The organism is Pararcticibacter amylolyticus, from assembly GCF_003130405.1.
Classification (GTDB): Bacteria; Bacteroidota; Bacteroidia; order Sphingobacteriales; family Sphingobacteriaceae; genus Arcticibacter; species Arcticibacter amylolyticus.
In genome coordinates this window covers 37,047-57,108 of sequence record NZ_QEAS01000019.1, presented here as the reverse complement: position 1 = coordinate 57,108, position 20,062 = coordinate 37,047, and the positions used below count along the sequence as shown (strand labels likewise).

Genomic DNA, 20,062 nt, shown 5'->3' with positions numbered 1-20,062 from the left:
AGTATAAAAGTAACCCTGGGATTCTTCACTATAGAGACGGGCGCAATAGATAAAGTTGTTGAGATGCTCAACATTATGTTGTATAGAAATTAACCAACGAATAACCCGACCATCAGAACAAGCCGCACAAACACCTATTTATCAACAAATTACTCAAAAATCTATTTTTGGCACGAATTTACTGTATAGACATACATAACTAAATTAAAATATATCATTTATGAAAAAAATAATCTTGTCGGTTGCCTTTGCCGCAACTATGGGAATCACAACAATTAAAGCTCAAACACAGGACAGCACTGCTTCAGACAATGCAGCTGCTTCACAAACTGCCGCTGCTACAGGCGACGTAGTACAAGCAGTTTCGCAGTCGGGATATAATAGCGTATTAACTTCTGCCATTAAAACAGCTGGCCTCGAGAGCACATTGAACACAGGCGGGCCATATACGATCTTTGCACCGTCTGACCAGGCGTTTTCCGGAGTAACACAGATGGATAGCCTTCTGAAAGATCCGGAGAAGCTAACCCCAGCACTACGTGGCCATGTTGTGAATGGAAAATATACAAAGGCCGATATAATCAAAGCTTTGACTGATGGTAAAGGTACCGCAACCCTTAATACAATTGACGGGGGAACGCTCACCCTTAAAGTGAACGCAAGCAAGAACCTGGAATTGTCAGACGCATCTGGCAACACCGCTCTTGTCACCGTATTTGATCTGCAGGGCACAAATGGGGTAGCACATGTTATTAACAACGTATTGCTTCCCAAACAGTAAACTCTTATTCTCTATACATAGAAGGTCTCCGTTGTTTCGGGGGCCTTTTTTTGTCTTATCAATTCAAATTCAGTTTATCAGCTCAGCTCAAACAAACAGGCAGGCGAAAACGATATAATGAGAAGATTATCAAATAACAAGACTAATTAATTATCTGCTTTTCTAAAATATAGATATATTTATAAAAACTCACTTTGTCCGGCCCATGAATAATAGAGCGAGTCTGAGCAGCGATCAGTTACTAAAAATTCTATCTCTGTCTGAAAATGCAACCGCTATATACACTACAGAGAAATTGTACATCGAAGCTGCCAGCGATGCTATGATACGCCTTTGGGGAAAAGACCACAGCATAATCGGAAAGATGCTGGAAGAAGCAGTTCCGGAACTCCAGGACCAGGCGTTCATTCCTATTCTTCGTAATGTTTGGAGAACAGGGGCTATTTATCAGTCCAAAAACACCCCTACAAGACTTAAGACAAATGGAAACATACAGACTTTCTATTTCGATTTCACCTTTCAGCCTGTTAAAAATCCTGAAGGCGAAGTTTACTGTATACTTCACACCACAACAGACGTTACTGAAAGGAATCAGCAAAAGCAACTGATCAAAGAGGGACTTCTCAGAGAACAAACTTTAAACGACGAGCTTTCCGCGTCCAATCATGAACTAGCGTCCATAAATGAAGAACTGACAGCTATAAATGAAGAGCTGCAAGACTCGTACGAGCATTTACAGGTCCTGAACAGAAGCCTTGCGCAGAGTGAAATTCGCTTCCGTACACTGGTAAAGGAAGCACCTGTTGCTATTTGCGTATTTAGCGGACAGGATCTCATTATTGAGATCGCAAACGATAAGATGCTCAATATATGGGGGCGCACGAATGAAGTCATTGGAAAACCGTTAGTACAGGCCAGACCCGAAATATCTAACCATCCATATTTACAAGTCCTTAAAGACGTATACATTTCAGGCGAAACCTACCACGGACGTGATATTAAAAGCGTGGTCATACGCGATGGCAAACTGCAGGACAGATTCTTCGACATTGTTATTCAGCCTGTAGCAGATGAGTATGGCTCGGTACAAAGGATTATGTCTGTAGTTACAGACGTGACAGAGCCTCTGAAGGCCAAAATGGAACTCGAACGGGTTCTTGAACAAATTCAGCTTGCAAAAGAGGCCGGGGAGCTTGGGATGTTTGACCTGAACGTAAAAACAGGCAATCTTGAGTGGGATGATCGTTGCCGGAAGCTATTTGGCATAAACGATACACGTACCGTTTCCTTTGAGCAGGACTTTGTAGCCGGGCTGCATGAAGAAGACCGGAAAAGAGTACTGGAAACAATCAGTATCAGCTACAATAAAAGCATAAATAATGGAGGGTATGATACTGTCTACCGGACTATCGGTGCTGATGATAAGCTATTGCGCTGGGTGAAGGCCAAAGGAAAGGTCTTTTTCAACGAAAACGACGAAGCAACACGTTTTATTGGTACAGTGCAGGATGTCACAAGTCAGATGTCCGCGACTAAAGCACTTCAGGAGGCGGAAGAAATGCTAAGACTGTCTATTGATGCTGCCAAACTAGGCACCTGGCATCTCGACCTTGGCAATAACGTCTATACATTTTCGGCAAAATTAAAAGAACTGTTTGGCTTTTCAAATGATGAGGACGTCACTTATGAAGATCTGGTTAATCAGATCTTGCCAGAGGAACGCGCAAAAGTGGAAGCTGCCATAAACTCCACATTATTGAAAGGAGAAAGTTACAGTATTGAATATCCCTTAAATAATCATAGGGAACAGAAACGTCACTGGTTACGCGCTATAGGAAAAATGCACTTTGATTCCGATCATAAACCAACTCATTTTGCGGGTGTGGCGATGGATATTACCGAACAAAAGCTGGAAGAACAACGAAAAAACGACTTTATCGGAATGGTCAGCCATGAACTTAAAACACCTTTGACTTCGCTTAAAGCTTATGTTCAAATGCTGCTGGGAAAGGCGAAGAAACAAAATGATGCTTTCGTTACAGTTTCACTGGAAAAAGTGCATATTCAGATCAACAAAATGACATCAATGATTAACAGCTTTCTCAATGTCTCGAGACTGGAAGCTGGAAAGATGGATTTGAACAAACAGCATTTCGACCTTAATAAGCTGGTTAATGAGATCATTGAAGAGACAAAGCTGATCAATCACTCACATATCCTCAATTTTATTCCCGATGGTTCTTTACCGGTATATGCAGACCGGGACAAAATCGGGCAGGTAATATCCAATCTGATCAACAATGCAATTAAGTACTCTCCAAACAACACGGAGATAGAAGTAAGAGCAGAGAAGGCAGAAGCCTGCCATGCGCGGGTTAGCGTGAAGGACCAGGGCATTGGAATTGCTCCGAAAGACGCGGAGAAGTTGTTTGAAAGATTCTATCGGATCCAAAATAGCCGCACTCAAACCATCGCAGGATTTGGTATTGGTTTATATTTATGCTCTGAAATTATAAAACGACACGAGGGAAAGATCTGGGTAGAAAGCGCAGCAGAGAAAGGCTCAACGTTCTTTTTCAGTCTGCCGTCTGATAAAGAAAAGTTCAACGACTACACGCATTAATACTAGCCGGGTAGCCCTGTGGATTGACTGTAGAAAAACTGGACCGATTTAATTCTATTATTAAAGTGTATAAAAAACAAAGGCTAGCTGTAAAAGAGCTAACCGTCTTTGCCCTTGCCAGGGGGCACTTTCTATGATATGGCATACTATATAAACAAGATTCGGAGTAGAATAGTTTAAGCGAGATAAAAAAACATCAAAACAAGTTCTTATAGCCTTGCATCTACCTGCTGCCGGGCAAGAAGCCCCTTCGTATCAAAGATTACTCCATTCTTACGTCTTACCTGATCATAGTCAAAGTTGCGAAACTCATCATGAGCGACAGCTATAATCACTGCCTGATATCCGACAGAAGGATCTGGCTCTTTCAGAATTTGTATCCCATATTCATTCCCTACCTCCTCTTTGTTTGCTTTAGGATCATAGACATCAACTTCCAGCCCAAACTGTCGCAACTCCCTGAAAATATCTATTACGCGAGTATTCCTTACATCTGAGCAATTCTCTTTAAATGTAATGCCCATTATCAGTGCCCTGGCTCCTTTAATCTTATGGTCCTTGGCAATCATAAGCTTTACTACCTTATTTGCAACGAACTGCCCCATCATATCGTTCACCCTTCGACCGGAAAGGATTACCTGAGGATGATAGCCAAGAGATTGAGCTTTGTGTGCCAGGTAATAGGGATCTACCCCGATGCAATGGCCGCCGACAAGACCAGGCTTATATTTTAAAAAATTCCATTTTGTCCCCGCAGCTTCTATTACGTCTGCTGTATCAATCCCAATGCGGTCAAAAATCAGTGACAACTCATTGACAAATGAGATATTAAGATCACGCTGCGCATTTTCTATTGCCTTGGATGCCTCGGCTACCTTTATGCTTGGAGCAAGATGAGTCCCCGCTTGAATGATCGAACGATAAAGATTGTCAACACGTAATGCAGCCCCTGGAGTGGAACCGCTTGTTACTTTCACAATCTTCGTCAAGGTATTGATTTTATCGCCCGGATTGATTCTTTCAGGAGAATAACCCGCAAAAAAATCAATATTGAATTTGAGCCCCGATGCCGCCTCCAGAACAGGAACACAGTCATCCTCCGTGCATCCTGGATAAACTGTTGATTCATAAACAACAAGATCTCCCCTTTTTAATATTCCGCCGATCATGGCCGTAGCTTCAAGTAAGGGTTTAAGATCGGGAGCTTTAAATTGGTCTACAGGAGTTGGCACAGTAACTATGAACATATTACAATCACCTAACTTCTCCTTGTCTGATGTAAGAACGAGACCGCAGTCCCCCTCTCCCCCGCCGGCGACGATACAATCTTTCAGGTCTGACGCACTTACTTCTCCTGTATGGTCGAAGCCCTGGTTCAGGTCACAAACTCTGTCTCTCTTTATATCAAAGCCTATCACCTGATACTTTTTACTAAACTCAACTGCCAGCGGTAAGCCAACATAACCTAACCCTATTACCGCGATCCTCACCTTATCAATTGCAGGAATAATTCCCATCTGATCCATGAGTGTAAAGTAAGGGAGAAATGACGAAATTTAAAAAGAAGAAATCGAAGTTGAGCTAATTTGCTCAAATAACGGAAACCGCAAGGACGCGTTAAGACACTTGGATCCTACTGCACGCAGATATCAGGAAAAAACTATTAATACAGGAGAATATTAGCTTTCATATTCCCAAACGAAGTAAACTACACAGGCCGAAAAGAGGAAAAATTCAATCATACACTTATCATATTCTCAAATGTAATATTTATGTCACTTAATATCAATATTTACACTGATGTATTTTACATGTAACCTTTTGCTTTTCAACACCTGTAGCTCCTGCCTGTTTCAGGATCTGAAACCCTGACCTTGAGACAACGCCCGCGACTTACCAGATCTCTCCTCTTTTGAATAAAGAAAGGTGAAACTATCTTCGAATGCAGGCTGGTCGCAATTACTCAAACAAAGAGGTTTCTTACCGCTCTAATTATCACGTGATCCAGATCGAAAGAAGAAGTCAGAAAATTAAATTCTCTGTCTGTGGAGGAGAGTAGCCGGGAAAGATTTAGTAATCAGGAATATCCTGCCCGGGATTTAGAAGAAGACAAAGGCAAAAGGCTTAAAATGAAAAGGGCCCCAATTGCAGGAGCCCTTTTCTCTATTCAAATTGATTCTTTATCGAATATCCGAGATCTTTTAATGTCTTCTCCCGTCTAAACAATTCAAGATCCGATGTCATCATATCCTTTATAAGCATCGGGAGGTCATATTTGGGTTTCCATCCTAACTTGCTCATAGACTTAGAAGGATCTCCTATTAAGAGTTCCACTTCGGTAGGCCTGAAATATCGCGGATCTACAGAAACAACTTCTGTGCCTGCCACCAGCTGGTAATCACGATGACTGCAGCTGACAACATATCCCTTTTCGTCAACGCCTTCTCCTTTAAACTCCACTTCAATGCCCGCTTCTGAGAAAGCCATTTTCACAAAATCACGTACAGTCGTTGTAATACCGGTAGCGATAACAAAATCCTCTGGTGTATCCTGCTGCAGGATAAGATACATCGCTTCTACATAATCCTTAGCATGTCCCCAATCGCGCTTTGCATCAAGATTTCCAAGGTACAAACATGATTGCATTTTCAATGCAATCTTTGACACTCCTCTTGTAATTTTTCGTGTCACGAACGTTTCTCCACGTAAGGGGCTCTCATGATTAAAAAGAATGCCATTGCAGGCATACATATCATAAGCTTCCCTGTAGTTCACCGTAATCCAATACCCGTACAGCTTGGCTACAGCGTAAGGTGACCGCGGATAAAACGGGGTTTTTTCTGATTGAGGGACTTCCTGAACAAGCCCGTATAACTCAGAAGTTGAAGCCTGGTATATTCTTGTTTTCTTGGTAAGTCCAAGCAAGCGCACAGCTTCCAGTATTCTGAGTGTGCCTATGCCGTCGGCATTAGCTGTATACTCGGGAGTATCGAAACTCACCTTTACATGGCTCATTGCCCCTAGGTTATATATTTCGTCAGGTTGAACCTGCTGAATAATACGGATCAGGTTTGTTGAGTCTGTTAAATCGCCGTAATGCATCGTAAAACGTACATCCGTTTCGTGTGGATCCTGGTACAAATGATCAATCCTGTCGGTATTAAACAGAGAGCTTCTCCGCTTTATACCATGTACTTCATAACCTTTTGACAGCAGGAGTTCAGCCAGGTAAGCTCCATCCTGGCCTGTAATACCTGTAACGAGGGCCTTCTTTTTCATTAAGTGATTAATATGCCGCTAAAATAATAATTTGTTTCCTACAATAATAACCTTTAATCGCTGGCACAGGGGCATAGAGAATGGATTGCAAGGGCGATAAGGAAAGGTATATGGGGTTTACCCACTCTCCTGCCCCGGCCAGCATGTCTGGAATCCGGATTCTGCACTACTGCAGCGGTTCCTTTATGATATAATAATTACAACGGCAGGAGGGACAGAAATATCTCTTTATAGGCCTCTTGAAGAGAAATAGTTTTACAAACCATTCTCTATGAATTCGTGCTTTAAAGGGAATTCCGCACTGCGGGCACAAGGGTAGGATATATTGTTTGGATTTACTTTCGCTCATTTCAGATTAAATAAACTAATACGCCGGCTTCTTCTGAATCATTAAGGATTTCATCTCAATTCTATGTGAGGTGAAAGCAGTGTAATAATGTACAAATTGAATGCTTCGAAAAACATATCTCTTCAGAGTTCCGAGCCTGATAAATATCATTCCGTATTAATAAAATATTTCCTCACAGTATATACCCAACTCTTGAACGGAAACGTTGACTTCCTTTTTTTCTTTAATGAAAAGAAATTTACAACACCGTCGAAATCACTTCCCCTAGTATCTGTAATACAGGAATCGCCGTTACAAATTTACCTCCCCACGACCTTACATAACTCAGTTGATCTACAATTTCGCTCTTGAGATTCCATGGCAAAATAATCACATAATCCGGTTTCTCACTTTCCAGGACATCTTCACCCACAACAGGAATATGACTTGCCGGAAGCCATTTATTCTGTTTATAGGGGTTTGCATCTACCACGAAATCTACCAGATCTGCTTTAATCCCACAATAATTCAACAATGTGTTCCCTTTCGCAGCAGCGCCATACCCGGCGACCTTCTTGCCTGAAAGCTTCGCATTTATTATAAATGTGTTCAGTTCAAACTTTACTTTTTGTACTCTTTGTTGAAAGCCACTGTAGTAAGCCAGAGAATCTATGCCTTTATAAATTTCTTTTGCCAGCAATTGGTTAACCGCCGGAGCTATTTCTTTACTTAAGTCTTCTTTATGCTTAGCATAAATCCTTAGCGATCCACCGTGCGTAGGAATCTCCTCAACATCAAAAAGCTCGAGTCCCTGTGATTCAAAAATTCTCTTAACCGTAAAGAATGATAAATAGGAGAAATGCTCATGATAAATAGTATCGAACTGATTATTTTCAATCAACTGTACTATATGAGGAAACTCCATAGTTATAACACCGCTTTGCTTCAGTATAAGCTTCATTCCGGCCACAAAGTCTACTATATCCGGAACATGCGCAAGCACGTTATTCCCGATAAGCAAGTCAGCCTTTCTGCCTTCCTCTGCTAATTTTCCGGCTAAAGATCTTCCGAAAAATTCGGTGATTGTCTCTATTCCTTTAGATCTGGCAACCTCTGCTGTATTTGTAGTTGGCTCTATACCCAAAACCGGGATGTCCTGCTCTTTAAAATACTGGAGTAAATAGCCATCATTAGAGGCAATCTCTATTATCTGCGACCCCGAGTGAAAACCAAACCTCGACAACATTTTGCGGCTATAGGCCTCGGCATGCTTTAACCAACTTTTAGAATAAGATGAAAAGTAGACATACTGATCATCAAAGATTGTATCATGTTTCTTATACTCTGCGATTTGCACTAAAAAGCACTTACTGCAAGTGTAAACCTTCAGCGGATAAAACTCTTCCGGTTCCTCCAATTGCTCCTCACTAAGGAAAGAATTTGCCGCCGGAGAATTCACCAGATCAATGAATACGTCTTTAAGTTCTGATTGACAAAATCTGCAATGCATAGGATCTAATTTTTAGGTTCAAAAAGTTCAATTCTTATTTATTCAACCAGATCTCCGGCAGTAATCTCAGAAAGAGAGGGAAATAAATCCTGCGACTTGTAAAAATAGTCGTTCTGCTCCTGCCGAAGCCGGTCAATTAGCCGCCCTTTAGGCAGAATAATATCATCGTATGTAAGAACAGTATCTTTTTCAATATCTCTCTTTAACACGCATCCTTCGGCAACTCCAATAGGCAAAAGATTCTCTGATCTTGCGGCATCGGCATTTTCTGCCAGGCCATAAGTCATATAATGACCCAACCCGTCTATCGTTTCTCCCGCTTTTAAATGCATCTTAGCGGCGGCAACTACCTCTACCATGGGCGGACCTGCCGGAGCAAGCGTCGCATCATTAAACAATACAGCCCTGGCAACAGTATGAGGCACCTCAAAGTGACAAAGATGATAAGGAGTATAGAATAGATATAAAGGTCCTTCTCCTAGTTTGTACAAATTCAGATAATGCTTCTGAAGAGGATGATCATGCGTGCCAAGTACAAAGACTCCGGGGCCTGGTTCTGCTCCTACAACATAATCTACTATTCCCGGCCCTTCCTGTAGTTCGTCTGCAGAAAAAAGTTCGATAGCTTCTCTCAGTGGGGTGCCTGAAGGTAGGGAATAACCATGCATTCCTCTTTTGGCAACCTTCATTCCCGTTCCGTTTGCAACAATCGCCTGTTCAAAGGATATCTTGGTACCATCTGCAAAAGAGGAAACCATCTCCGGCTTTTGTCCCCATTTCTTTGCGAAACCTTCCTGGGTCGTAGGATTACGGTAAGGGTCGTGAAGACCCTTGATATTTCCGCATAGAACAGGTTTTACACCTAATGATTTTACAAATCTATACAGGTTCATTATTACCCCTGGCTGATCCCCATCGCTGTTGGTGTATATCACACCCTGACGGTCGGCGTATACCTTTAATATCGGCCCCACGGTACCATCCAGCTCCGCATCCATCAGAATCAGGTGCTTCTTGTTTTGTATGGCGCTGATTGCCACTCTGGCAGCATATTCAACAGCTCCCGTCACCTCAATGACCGCGTCGATTCCCTCAGCCTGGCATAACAAAAACGGGTCTTTGCAAATACTAAACTTCCCGGTTTGGATATTTTCCTCCAGGTTGTTCAGAGATGAGACCTCTTCGATATCGGTTATTCCCGCATCCTCATAGGCCTGTCTTGCCTTTTCAATACTACGGTTACAGATCGCCACTAATTCCATTCCCGGAACAAATCTGCATATCTGGAGAGCAATCCCTCTCCCCATAAATCCAGCACCAACCAAACCAACCCGGACAGGATTGCCTTCGCTGGCGCGCTTTTGTAAAGCTGTGTCTAAAATTATCATTCCTGATCTGCTAAGTGTTTATTATTCTGTTATCAAGCTTGAATTCTGGAAACTGAACAGAGGATGTGCCTGATCCTTTTCTGAAACCACAACAGGATTAAAGGGCCAGACAATACCAAACGCCGGATCATCCCAGCGATACCCTCTTTCGGCTGAAGGTGTATAAAACTGTGTTACATTGTAAGCCACATCTGTATTATCTTCAAGTGTGATAAAACCATGGGCGAAACCCTCCGGCACACACAGCATGCGGTAATCTTCTGCTCTCAGTTCAACGCCAATCCACTGTCTGAAAGTATCAGAACCTTCCCTAAGATCAACAATAACATCGTAGATTGACCCCCTTGTACACCTCACATACTTAACTTCTGAAAAGGGAGACAATTGCATATGCATGCCCCGCAAAGTCCCTTTAGCCTGATTGAAACTGAGATTCGCCTGAACAATATTTGCGTTGAGGCCATATTCTTCAAACTCTTTCTGGCAAAATGACCGGGCAAAAAACCCTCTGTCGTCTTCCAGTTTTTTAATATCAATGATAAATGCGCCTTCTAACTTGGTCCTTGTAAATAACATATACTGTTGGTTATATAACTTCCGTCTGGAGTTTGTCGTTATAATTAATTCTGTTGGAGGGGATCCACTGCAGATCCCCGTTAACCTGCTTGGTGTTAAGCAAGTGGCTAAGAGCTTTCAATCTCATCAAATGAGAGCTGCGAAACTCGGGATCCTTAAATTCCATTTCGCTTAATCCCAGATAAAGCTCTTCAATTGCTTGAGTTAAAGTATACAAAGGCTGATAATCTGGAGCAAGAGAGTTGAATAAACTAAAATCTACTCTGTACGATCTTTTGTCTGGAGCGGCGTTTTTGTTGACACTGACGCGGGTGCCCGGGATGCATGCAGAAACCGCCTCAGCCAGCTCCAGAACCTGAAAATTCCAAAGATTGCTGCCGGTGTTTAATGCCAGAAATTCCCCCCCGTTCACTGCCTCCCTGCCAACAGCCCATTCGATAGCCCGCGCCATATCTCTTACATGAATTAAAGGTCTCCACGGACTGCCATCACTCAGAATGTTAATTTCTCCTGAAGCCACGGCACCTGCGACAAAATCATTGAGGACTAAATCGAGTCTCAAGCGACTGCTCATACCACAAGCTGTTGCAAAGCGCAGGCAGGTAACAGTAAAATCCTGATCTGCCAGAGGATTAAGACCTTGCTCAGTAAACACTTTTGATCGCGCATATGCAGTAAGAGGATTAAGCTTAGAAGCTTCCGTCTTGGCCTCATCTTCAGCTGCGCCATACATACTGCAACTGGAAGCGAAAACAAATGCCCCAACACCTTCTTTCTTTGCAAGTTCTGCAATCCTCACACTCGACCTGTAATTGACATCCAGTGTCACATCTTCATACTGGTTCCCCATCGGATCATTGGAAATTGCAGCCAGGTGAACAATCGCATCAACCCCTCTTAACACGGAAGCCGAAATTGTCCTCACATCTCCAAAGATCTGCATATCAAGCTTACTCTCTGGAAATACAGTTGCATTGGTAAGATAAGAAGCAAAATAAGCCATGTCATATCCAATTAAGGTTGCCTCCGGGAATGTAGCCCTGAGCTGACTCACAACAGCGGGCCCAACATAGCCCATGTTACCAGTGATCAAAATCTTCATAATAAAAAAATAGATTATTAGCTGTAGCCTTAAATATTTAAAATTCATTTAACCGGATACGGTTCCTCATAATTGCTTCTTCATGCCATGGCGCCGTTCCAGCATTCCATAGGCCTTCCAGCACATTCTTATCTCTCAATGTATCCATGGGCTGCCAGAAGCCCGAATGCCTGAATGCTGATAATTGTCCCATACGGGCAAGGGTTTCAAGAGGCTGATGTTCCCAAACGGTTTGGTCTCCTTCTATATATTCGAAAATGGAAGGTTCTAAAACGAAAAAACCGCCGTTTATCCAAGGCATTTCTGTCCCTTCCGGCTTCTCCTGAAAATGCTCGATTTTTGTTTCTGAAACGCCAAGATTAAATGCTCCAAAACGGCCAGGCTGCTGAACCGCTGTAAGCGTTGCTAAATTTCCCTGTAGATGGTGAAAACTAATGAGCTCACTGATATCAATATCACTTAGTCCGTCTCCATAAGTCATACAGAATGTTTCATCACCAATATATTCTTTTGCCCTTTTTAACCGGCCGCCCGTCATTGTATTATAACCTGTATTGACCAGTGTAACATTCCAGGGTTCTGAATTGGTCCGGTGGACGGTAAGGTTATTGTTTCTCATGTCAAAGGTGATATCAGAATTATTAAGGAAGTAGTTTGAGAAGTACTCTTTAATAACATGTCCTTTATAACCACAACAAATAATAAAGTCATTAATGCCATGACATGAATAAATCTTCATGATATGCCAGAGTATAGGTTTCCCCCCAATTTCAACCATTGGTTTTGGCCTTACTCCACTTTCTTCACTAATTCGGGTTCCATACCCCCCTGCAAGAATAACTGCTTTCATTTTCTTAAGATTTGGATTATTTATTATGTATTCTGCTTAAACAATTTGTAAACAAGCTATAAATACAATCAGAATATTATAGAAAGGACATTCAGATATATTATACCAGACTGTGAGGTTTGATAGATCTTATACTTATAGTAATTAATAGGACCCAGATGGTAACTTACAAGAAGTAATTGCGCAGACCAGTAATAAACAGCACTAGAACTGCTAAAGCTTCGCCACTCCACTTACAGTGGCACCCTTTTATATAAAAAATAAACCAACTTATTTTCACCCCAAACCCGGGCACTGATCCCCGGATTTTTTTGCTAAAAATAGCGCAGGAAATCAAATTTCCGAAGCAGAAAAGATGTATTGGTAAAAAACTGTAAACTAATGTGCAACACTGAGAAACAACAACTCAATAAAAGAGGAATTCGCATACTCTATTTATAAGTTGTATGATATTTCAGCAACAACATGGGGTTTTATCCCATTTCTCTAGTTTTAATTCATGTTTTCACACAGACAGAACAAATTTCACATAAATTCACATAGTAATATACATATTGGTAAGCGTCACTTTGATGTGCCATATTATTTTCTATTTTCGATTAACGTTACTCATCGCTCTCATATGAATAAAAGATTTTTACCAACCGAACGCTCGGAATGGCTGGTTATTTATACCAGGTCAAAGTACGAGAAAAAAGTAGATCAACTACTTAAACAACAAAACATTGAAAGTTATTGCCCATCAGTCCGGACACGAAGAAAATGGGCAGATCGGATGAAAGAAGTCGAGCTTCCCCTGTTTAACTCTTATGTCTTTGTTAAAATCAATAACCAGGAGCAATCCAAAGTACTTCAAACAACAGGAGTCATTAATTTTATAAATTTTTCAAATAAACCTGCAGTTGTCCCGTCAACTGACATTGAAAAAATCCAAAAGTACGTTTCCCAATATTCCGACATAGAATCAGTGAGTCTCAGGAATCTCAATATTGGCGACCAGGTAACCTTTAATGATGGCATCTTTTTTGACCAGCATGGTGAAGTGCTCGAGGTTCAGGGGAAAAGGGTTCTAATAGTAATTAAACAACTTGACTGTGCTTTGATGGCTAAAATAAAAACCGATCCCAGTTCAATAACAATGCGAAATTCAACTAATTATCAAACACTAGCAATTCAATAACTGACCTGCATTTCCGGAAACGGACTAAGTACATTTACTTTTTATGAATCAGCACCATGGGCAAATAGTTGAACGGATAATAAGGCGAAACGGCTATAGCATTAGCGAATTGGCCCGCCTGACAAAGGTAAACAGACGCTCTGTTTACAATTGGTTCAATCAGAAACATCTGAAGGCGGAGATTATCTACCGCATTGGACACGTATTGAACTACGACTTTTCCGGCGAGTTTCCCGAATTGTTCAACAAAGAAAAACAAACAAATATCTCATCATCTATTGAAAATCCCGGAAAACCAGAAAGCACACCTTCAAACAACCAAAACACCTGTATGTGGAAAGACAAGTATATTGATCTCCTTGAAAGATATAACAAACTATTGCTAAACTGCATTGAAAGTTCGTCGCAGTCCACTACTTCCCGGCCATCAGCCGATGAAAGCAATAGCGCCACAAATATGTAAAAACTGAAGGTACAGGATTAAAGTTGATTTATCAGGGGAGTAGCAAGATTCTTAAGCAGAAAGCCTACTTCCCTGATAAATTTAAGCTGAGGACGCAACTCTTCTATTGTTGTCCCTGCAGGTGCTCCGTCCAGTAAATTATCAGATATTATCTGAACCATTGTATCTATACCACTGCTGTCTACAGACATAAACTGCTCACATTGCTTTAAAAACGCCTCAAACTCCTTTATATTAACAACATGAGGCTCTCCATTTATTGCAATTACGTGCTGCACGTCCTTATTCGTTTCAACTATCATTTATTCTATATTCTTATTCTGCCAGAACTTAAAATTACTATTAACGTCGTTATCCCCGGAACCGCACTATTGATAACTAAAAGAAGAAGCTTTAAAAAGCGAGTAAAAATACGGAATGATTATGAGTATTAAACACAAGCTGCCTCAGATTTTGTTTTACGCCGGTGCCATTATAAAGGTTATAGTATTATTTCTTATTTGTTTACCGGCGGGCTGCTTATATAGATATGGATTTTTCCGTCAAACACCATATCGGGGAATTACTTGTACCAGCTGTGGATAAATTATCCCCTAATACCACATGCTAAATTTACATATTAAACAAACATTATAATAAACATAAATTACAAAAAGAATTCAAACTTATAATTTCCGGAATACAGAACAATCAAAATAATAATTCTCTGTTTTTCATAGGATAATCTTTCAAAATCTTACCGGCTGTTCCACTCTGAACAAACTTCTTTAAAATATCCAAATGACGCCTGTGATGTAAGTCCGTTCCGCACAAATCAATCAGCTTATCCTGTAAAAGACTAAGAGCAACCTGGCGAACTGATTTACCATAATAACCCGACAATGAAAGGAGGTTCAATTGCATAAGGCAACCCCGCTCCCGTAGCTTATGATATTGCTGATAGCTATTATGATAGTAAATATACCTTTCCGGATGAGCGAGAACAGGCTTATAGCCGTTTATATTCAGATCAAAAATATACTTTTCAATATTCCGGGTTTCAACCTGATAAGACATCTCTACCAGCACGTATTTATCCTTTAAACAAAGTAGCTTTTTCTCCTCGAGCAGCTTATCAAAATCAGGGTCCAGCATATATTCTGCTGCTGCCGATACCTCCACATTCAGGCGATGACTCTTCAGTTCGTTTTTTAAAGTATTAAGAGCAGGATTTATAGTTTCAATACTATTGGGATAAACCTCCATAAAAACATGGGGCGTACAAATAAACTTTTCGATTCCAAGCTCATGAAGCTCTTTTATATATCCCGCAGAAGTCGGAGCATCGGGCGACCCGTCGTCTATACCGGGAATAAGATGAGAATGCATGTCTACACCCATCCATTCAAGGTTTTTAACTACAGATTTTCGTGAAAAGAATGAAAACATTATCTCTAAACAATGTACGGGCAAAAGAAAGCTCCATTATAGAGCACCTCCCCCTATTACAACCACTTATTATTTATTATGCCCAGACAATACAAACTGAATCTTTCACAAAGATAAGATATTTATAAAGCAAATAAGCTTTAGCTTGTGTCTTAGTTTACTAAAACCCAGGCTAAAGCTTATTGTTTGTAAATATATCCCGACCGGTTACAGTTCTTCCCCGTCTCTTATCATCTCCTCATCTTCAGCCAGTACGCCGTTCTTTGTAACCAGCAAAGTACCCTGCATGTACTTTTCATTATGTTGGGTAGCGTCAAGCCCAAGCTCTTCCTCTTCCTGTGAAACCCGGAGCGGCTGAATCAGGTTTATCACTTTAAAAATTACATATGAAACAGTAAAGCTATATGCCACAGCTATTGCCATTGCCTTAAGCTGGGTAAAAAAGAATTCAGGATTTCCGTAAAACCACCCATCTGCACCAGCACCGTTGACAGATTTAGTTGCAAAGATCCCTGTAAGAAGCATCCCAACCATTCCACCTAAACCATGACAGGCAAATACATCCAGCGTATCATCAATTTTCGAATTAGTGATCTTATGCGCCACTACATTGGATATGATGGCAGCTATAAATCCAATGAAAATACTTTGCGGAATTGCTACAAATCCGGCAGCTGGAGTTATTGCGACGAGGCCGACTACAGCCCCGATACAGAATCCAAGCACCGACGGCTTTTTCCCTTTAATTACATCGAAGAACATCCATGCAAGTCCGGCAGCTCCCGCCGCAGTATTTGTAGTAGCGAAAGCTGAAACAGCCAGGGCATTCGCACCCAATGCTGATCCTGCATTAAACCCGAACCATCCAAACCACAGCAATCCTGTACCAATAAGAACATACGGGATATTCGCTGGAGGAACCTCTTTCTTTTCAAGATGAGCCCTCCTCTGCTTCAAAACCAACGCTCCTGCCAGAGCCGCACATCCTGCTGATATATGTACAACTGTTCCCCCTGCAAAGTCAAGCGCTCCCATTTTAAAAAGAAAACCAGACGGATGCCAGCTCCAATGAGCAAGCGGAGCATATACAAATAAACAGAAGAGCGCTATAAACGTAATATAAGAAGTAAAGCGGATCCTGCCTGCAACAGCACCAACCACTAAGCCCGGAGTAATGATCGCAAACATCAGCTGAAATACTGAAAAAAGCGTAAATGGAATGGTAGGAGCTCCAGGCCATGGACTTCCAGAATTTACTCCCTTAAAAAATAAGTGAGTCGCCGGATTTCCTATTATTCCGCCAATAGAATCTCCAAAGGCAAGACTAAAGCCCACAACGATCCATAAAACAGTGACAATCCCCGCAGCAACAACGCTTTTTATCATAGTCGACAAAACGTTTTTTCGATGCACCATTCCTCCGTAGAAAAATGCAAGGCCAGGTGTCATTAAAAACACAAGAGCGGTGGAAACAAGAACCCAGGCGATATCTGCACCATTGTAGATTTTGCCGCCATCATCAAAGTGAGGCAGAGAAGGAATGAAAATAGATACACAGGCCGCTGCCAGCAGAAGAAGGAACGGAACCGTTTGCTTTACTAAACTTTTGCTCATATCAATACTTTTTATTGGTTTAAAATGCTGTTATTACAAAAATAAACGATTTTTAAAGTAAAAGTGAAATTTATTTTACGAAAAATATTAAAAATCTCAAAAAAAACAATCAAATAGCCGATTAAAACAAAAAAAACAAAACAATAGCAATAAAAAAGAGGGCTGAAACCAAATTCAAACCCTCTTAACAACACTAAACCTAATTAGTATCTTAAAAAATCATTAACAAATGACCAAAACTACAACAAACACTAAAAGGCATATACCAATGCCAAAGAGAACTGAGAAGCTGATTTCGTCATATCTCCATTGTTGTTTTTAAGGAACGCCTCAGCTGAATCCCGATCCAGCCTTAACTCCGGAATAACAGTCAAACCTCCAGCCTTTATATTCCCCGACAAGGTAAAAGCTGTCACTTTTGTACCAGCTTCCGTCACCCCCCCCACAACAACATCTTTACGCTTAAAATACTCACCACGCAAACCAAGTGCAAACGAATCAGAAAATGCATACTGAGGATACAAGGCCACTCCGGAGAAACCACCATCATCCTCATTCGGCTTGGAATAATCCGCCGCATTAAGACCAAGCTTAAAAGATTTCGTAAGCTGATAAGCAGTTGTCAAATCAAACTCAGTTCCCGATGTCGGCCCGGTTATTACATTCAGATAGGCACTCCAACCCTCCACTGGGCTCAGGGACAATTGCGCACCAAAATCCGAAACTCCATTAAAATCCTGATAAAGATTCCAGTCATTGAACAACCCAACCATAACCCCAACCTTGTCAGATATAGCATAATTGGCCTTTATACCAGCATTCTGAAAAGGCCCGTTTGTAAACAAATAAGATGTAGAATAATTAAAATTCCCAACAGGAGATATAACTTCATACCCTACAAAAGTCCCCATATACCCAGCCGTCATAGAAAACTTATCAGTAAACGCATAGGTCATATACAGATTCTGAATATGAAAACTATTACTCACCTCCCCAGGACTTTCGTCATAAGTCCCGTTAGAGTTCAGGAGCGACTGATATTGCCCGCGTGGTCCAAAAGAAACCTCACCGACAAACGATGCCTTCCCGGTCGCTTTTTTCAACATAATATCTATCATCCCAAGCGATACAGAATTATTTTCACTCGCAAAAGAGGTAGGAATATTCCCCACTCCCCCTTTTAACCCAGCAAAGTCATACTTATAATAAGCATCAGCGGATCCGGAAATCTGAAGAGGAGAACTGGATGTCGTATCCTGAGCAGATACATAACTTGCAGAAAAAGACAGCAAAAACAGTACGCAGAATTTCTTTAAAATTTTTGTCATGGTCGTTAGTTATTAAATAAGGTCGATTGATTAATTATTTCATTGATTATACTCCTGAAGAATCACACCATTGCCACCACCGCTAAAGCTAGTTAAAAACAAAAACTAAGGAACACCCCCCTTTCTAATAATGGAAAAATTCCAAAAAAAACCCAAGAAAAACTCAAAACAAAATAAAACAACGAGGTAAAACTGTTTCATACAAAACAAAAAAGACAGATTAGTAATAAAAAATTAAAAAATTCTGATTAATATCATAAAACTAATAATATAAAAACAAAAAAACAATTTTTTTGCATATAAAATTACAATATCATCAATAAAAAGCATTAAAAATTCAAATAAAACAACAACCAACTAAGCAAAATAGAAATTATTGCCAAAAAAAAGACATCAAAAAGAGGAAACACCCAGAAACAGACCGAACGAAAAGAAAGGAAAAAGAATCAAATCACATAAAACGACAGGATCAAAAATTACAACCTGGGGCGGCTGCTAAGATCTGCCGTAGCTATAATAAGGTTAAGGCCAGAAGAACAGTTAAACACGGATGTCATTTTCCGTAGTTCGCAGAAACAAAGGCACTCCCCTGAAAAACACCCCTTCTCTCAAGCTCCTTGTCAATATAGGATTGAATACCAGACTTCTTCAATCCCCAGTTGGGAGCAATGAGAAGATCATAATCTGAAATCCCGAAAAGTCTTTGTAAGATAATATCAGGTCGCAGAAGCGGGATAAAGGCCGCAAGGAAATCCGTATATTCCTCCAGCGTAAACAACTTGAAAGGATTCCTTTTATATTGAACACCCATTATGGAACCCTCTACTACATATAATTGATGTAATTTTACAAATTTGATCTGCGGAAAACGATTTATCTCTTCCGCATACCGCAGCATCATATCCTTCGTTTCCCAGGGAAAACCAAATACTGTATGAACACATACATCCAGTGAAGAATCCTTAACCAAACCTAAGGCTAACTCTAGTTCCTCGTGGGTACATCCTCTGTTAATCCTCTGAAGGGTATCGTTGTATATAGACTCCATTCCCATTTCAAGGTCAACATCAAGCCCTTTCTCCACATAACTTTCCAGCAGAGCCACTTTCTCCTGATCAATACAATCAGGCCGGGTACCAACTGCCAGCCCCACAACATTCCCGGGAGCAATACTTAAGGCCTCATCATACATCATTTTCAAATAATGAGCCGGCGCATAAGTATTCGTATTGGGTTGAAAATAAATGATAAACTTCTCGGCTGCATACCCGTTTATCGCCCGATCCATCCCTTTTTCTACCTGTTCCCTCACCGTAGGTAGCTTTCTTGATAATTCAGGAGTAAAGGAATCAACATTACAATAAGAACATCCACCGTATCCTTTACTCCCGTCTCGGTTAGGACAGGTAAATCCTCCGTCCACGATTATTTTGAATACTCGTTTACCCTCGTACTTATTCTTAAGATAAGCTCCGTAGTTATTATACGTCTTAAACCCAAAATCAACATTCATATCATTTACTAAGGAAGAGTTGCTGATCAATTCCAGCTTCACAGGCATTAAACCAAAGAACAAAGATACGATTATAAAACAGTTTTTAGGATTTCACAC

At 40.9% G+C, this 20,062-nt stretch carries 16 protein-coding genes; 4 read left to right on the top strand and 12 right to left on the bottom strand.

Translation table 11 applies throughout. The annotated features are described in order from the left end of the window. Positions 1–220 precede the first annotated feature (220 nt). Both DDR33_RS19770 and DDR33_RS19765 read left to right on the top strand, forming a co-directional pair. Complete coding sequence (locus tag DDR33_RS19770; protein ID WP_109417535.1) at positions 221–781, top strand: fasciclin domain-containing protein; 561 nt, start codon at positions 221–223, stop codon at positions 779–781. Between the two features lie 205 nt (positions 782–986). Further along, entirely contained in the window at positions 987–3,404 is a 2,418-nt protein-coding gene (locus tag DDR33_RS19765) for a PAS domain-containing sensor histidine kinase (RefSeq protein WP_109417534.1), read from the top strand. 209 nt (positions 3,405–3,613) lie between these two features. On the opposite strand, the gene DDR33_RS19760 is transcribed toward DDR33_RS19765, so the two are convergent. The 7 genes from DDR33_RS19760 to rfbF all read right to left on the bottom strand — a co-directional run bounded on the left by DDR33_RS19760 (position 3,614) and on the right by rfbF (position 12,437). Beyond that, the gene (locus DDR33_RS19760; RefSeq protein WP_317047460.1) at positions 3,614–4,930 is read right to left on the bottom strand and encodes a nucleotide sugar dehydrogenase; all 1,317 of its coding nucleotides are present in this window, start codon (positions 4,928–4,930) and stop codon (positions 3,614–3,616) included. Between the two features lie 637 nt (positions 4,931–5,567). Continuing rightward, positions 5,568–6,683 carry a GDP-mannose 4,6-dehydratase gene (gene gmd, locus DDR33_RS19755; RefSeq protein ID WP_109417533.1) on the bottom strand — a complete coding sequence of 372 codons (1,116 nt, stop codon included), beginning with the start codon at positions 6,681–6,683 and terminating at the stop codon, positions 5,568–5,570. A gap of 587 nt (positions 6,684–7,270) precedes the next feature. Beyond that, the gene (locus DDR33_RS19750; RefSeq protein ID WP_109417532.1) at positions 7,271–8,521 is read right to left on the bottom strand and encodes a class I SAM-dependent methyltransferase; all 1,251 of its coding nucleotides are present in this window, start codon (positions 8,519–8,521) and stop codon (positions 7,271–7,273) included. Between the two features lie 38 nt (positions 8,522–8,559). Next, a complete protein-coding gene (locus DDR33_RS19745; RefSeq protein WP_109417531.1) occupies positions 8,560–9,909 on the bottom strand; it encodes an NAD(P)H-dependent oxidoreductase in 1,350 nt (449 codons plus the stop codon). 21 nt (positions 9,910–9,930) lie between these two features. Continuing rightward, entirely contained in the window at positions 9,931–10,485 is a 555-nt protein-coding gene (rfbC, locus tag DDR33_RS19740; RefSeq protein WP_109417530.1) for a dTDP-4-dehydrorhamnose 3,5-epimerase, read from the bottom strand. Positions 10,486–10,495: 10 nt separating this feature from the next. Continuing rightward, positions 10,496–11,587, bottom strand: a complete 1,092-nt coding sequence (locus DDR33_RS19735; protein WP_109417599.1) for an NAD-dependent epimerase/dehydratase family protein — start codon at positions 11,585–11,587, stop codon at positions 10,496–10,498. A 37-nt stretch (positions 11,588–11,624) separates the two neighbouring features. After that, positions 11,625–12,437, bottom strand: coding sequence for a glucose-1-phosphate cytidylyltransferase (gene rfbF, locus DDR33_RS19730; protein ID WP_109417529.1), 813 nt, complete (start codon positions 12,435–12,437; stop codon positions 11,625–11,627). Between the two features lie 622 nt (positions 12,438–13,059). On the opposite strand from rfbF, the gene DDR33_RS19725 reads away from it, so the two are divergent. Both DDR33_RS19725 and DDR33_RS19720 read left to right on the top strand, forming a co-directional pair. After that, the gene (locus DDR33_RS19725; protein ID WP_109417528.1) at positions 13,060–13,617 is read left to right on the top strand and encodes a UpxY family transcription antiterminator; all 558 of its coding nucleotides are present in this window, start codon (positions 13,060–13,062) and stop codon (positions 13,615–13,617) included. A gap of 43 nt (positions 13,618–13,660) precedes the next feature. Next, positions 13,661–14,080: a helix-turn-helix domain-containing protein gene (locus tag DDR33_RS19720; RefSeq protein WP_109417527.1), complete on the top strand. Its 420-nt coding sequence runs from the start codon at positions 13,661–13,663 to the stop codon at positions 14,078–14,080. A gap of 17 nt (positions 14,081–14,097) precedes the next feature. On the opposite strand, the gene DDR33_RS19715 is transcribed toward DDR33_RS19720, so the two are convergent. The 5 genes from DDR33_RS19715 to DDR33_RS19695 all read right to left on the bottom strand — a co-directional run bounded on the left by DDR33_RS19715 (position 14,098) and on the right by DDR33_RS19695 (position 20,011). Then, the gene (locus DDR33_RS19715) at positions 14,098–14,382 is read right to left on the bottom strand and encodes a hypothetical protein (RefSeq protein ID WP_109417526.1); all 285 of its coding nucleotides are present in this window, start codon (positions 14,380–14,382) and stop codon (positions 14,098–14,100) included. Between the two features lie 388 nt (positions 14,383–14,770). After that, positions 14,771–15,460, bottom strand: a complete 690-nt coding sequence (locus DDR33_RS19710; RefSeq protein ID WP_238387873.1) for a tyrosine-protein phosphatase — start codon at positions 15,458–15,460, stop codon at positions 14,771–14,773. A gap of 255 nt (positions 15,461–15,715) precedes the next feature. Further along, positions 15,716–17,122 (bottom strand): ammonium transporter, encoded by a 1,407-nt coding sequence (locus DDR33_RS19705; RefSeq protein WP_109417524.1) that lies wholly within the window; start codon positions 17,120–17,122, stop codon positions 15,716–15,718. A 251-nt stretch (positions 17,123–17,373) separates the two neighbouring features. Then, positions 17,374–18,450 carry a porin gene (locus DDR33_RS19700; RefSeq protein ID WP_109417523.1) on the bottom strand — a complete coding sequence of 359 codons (1,077 nt, stop codon included), beginning with the start codon at positions 18,448–18,450 and terminating at the stop codon, positions 17,374–17,376. A gap of 553 nt (positions 18,451–19,003) precedes the next feature. Further along, positions 19,004–20,011 (bottom strand): TIGR01212 family radical SAM protein, encoded by a 1,008-nt coding sequence (locus DDR33_RS19695; RefSeq protein ID WP_238387872.1) that lies wholly within the window; start codon positions 20,009–20,011, stop codon positions 19,004–19,006. Between the last annotated feature and the right edge of the window lie 51 nt (positions 20,012–20,062).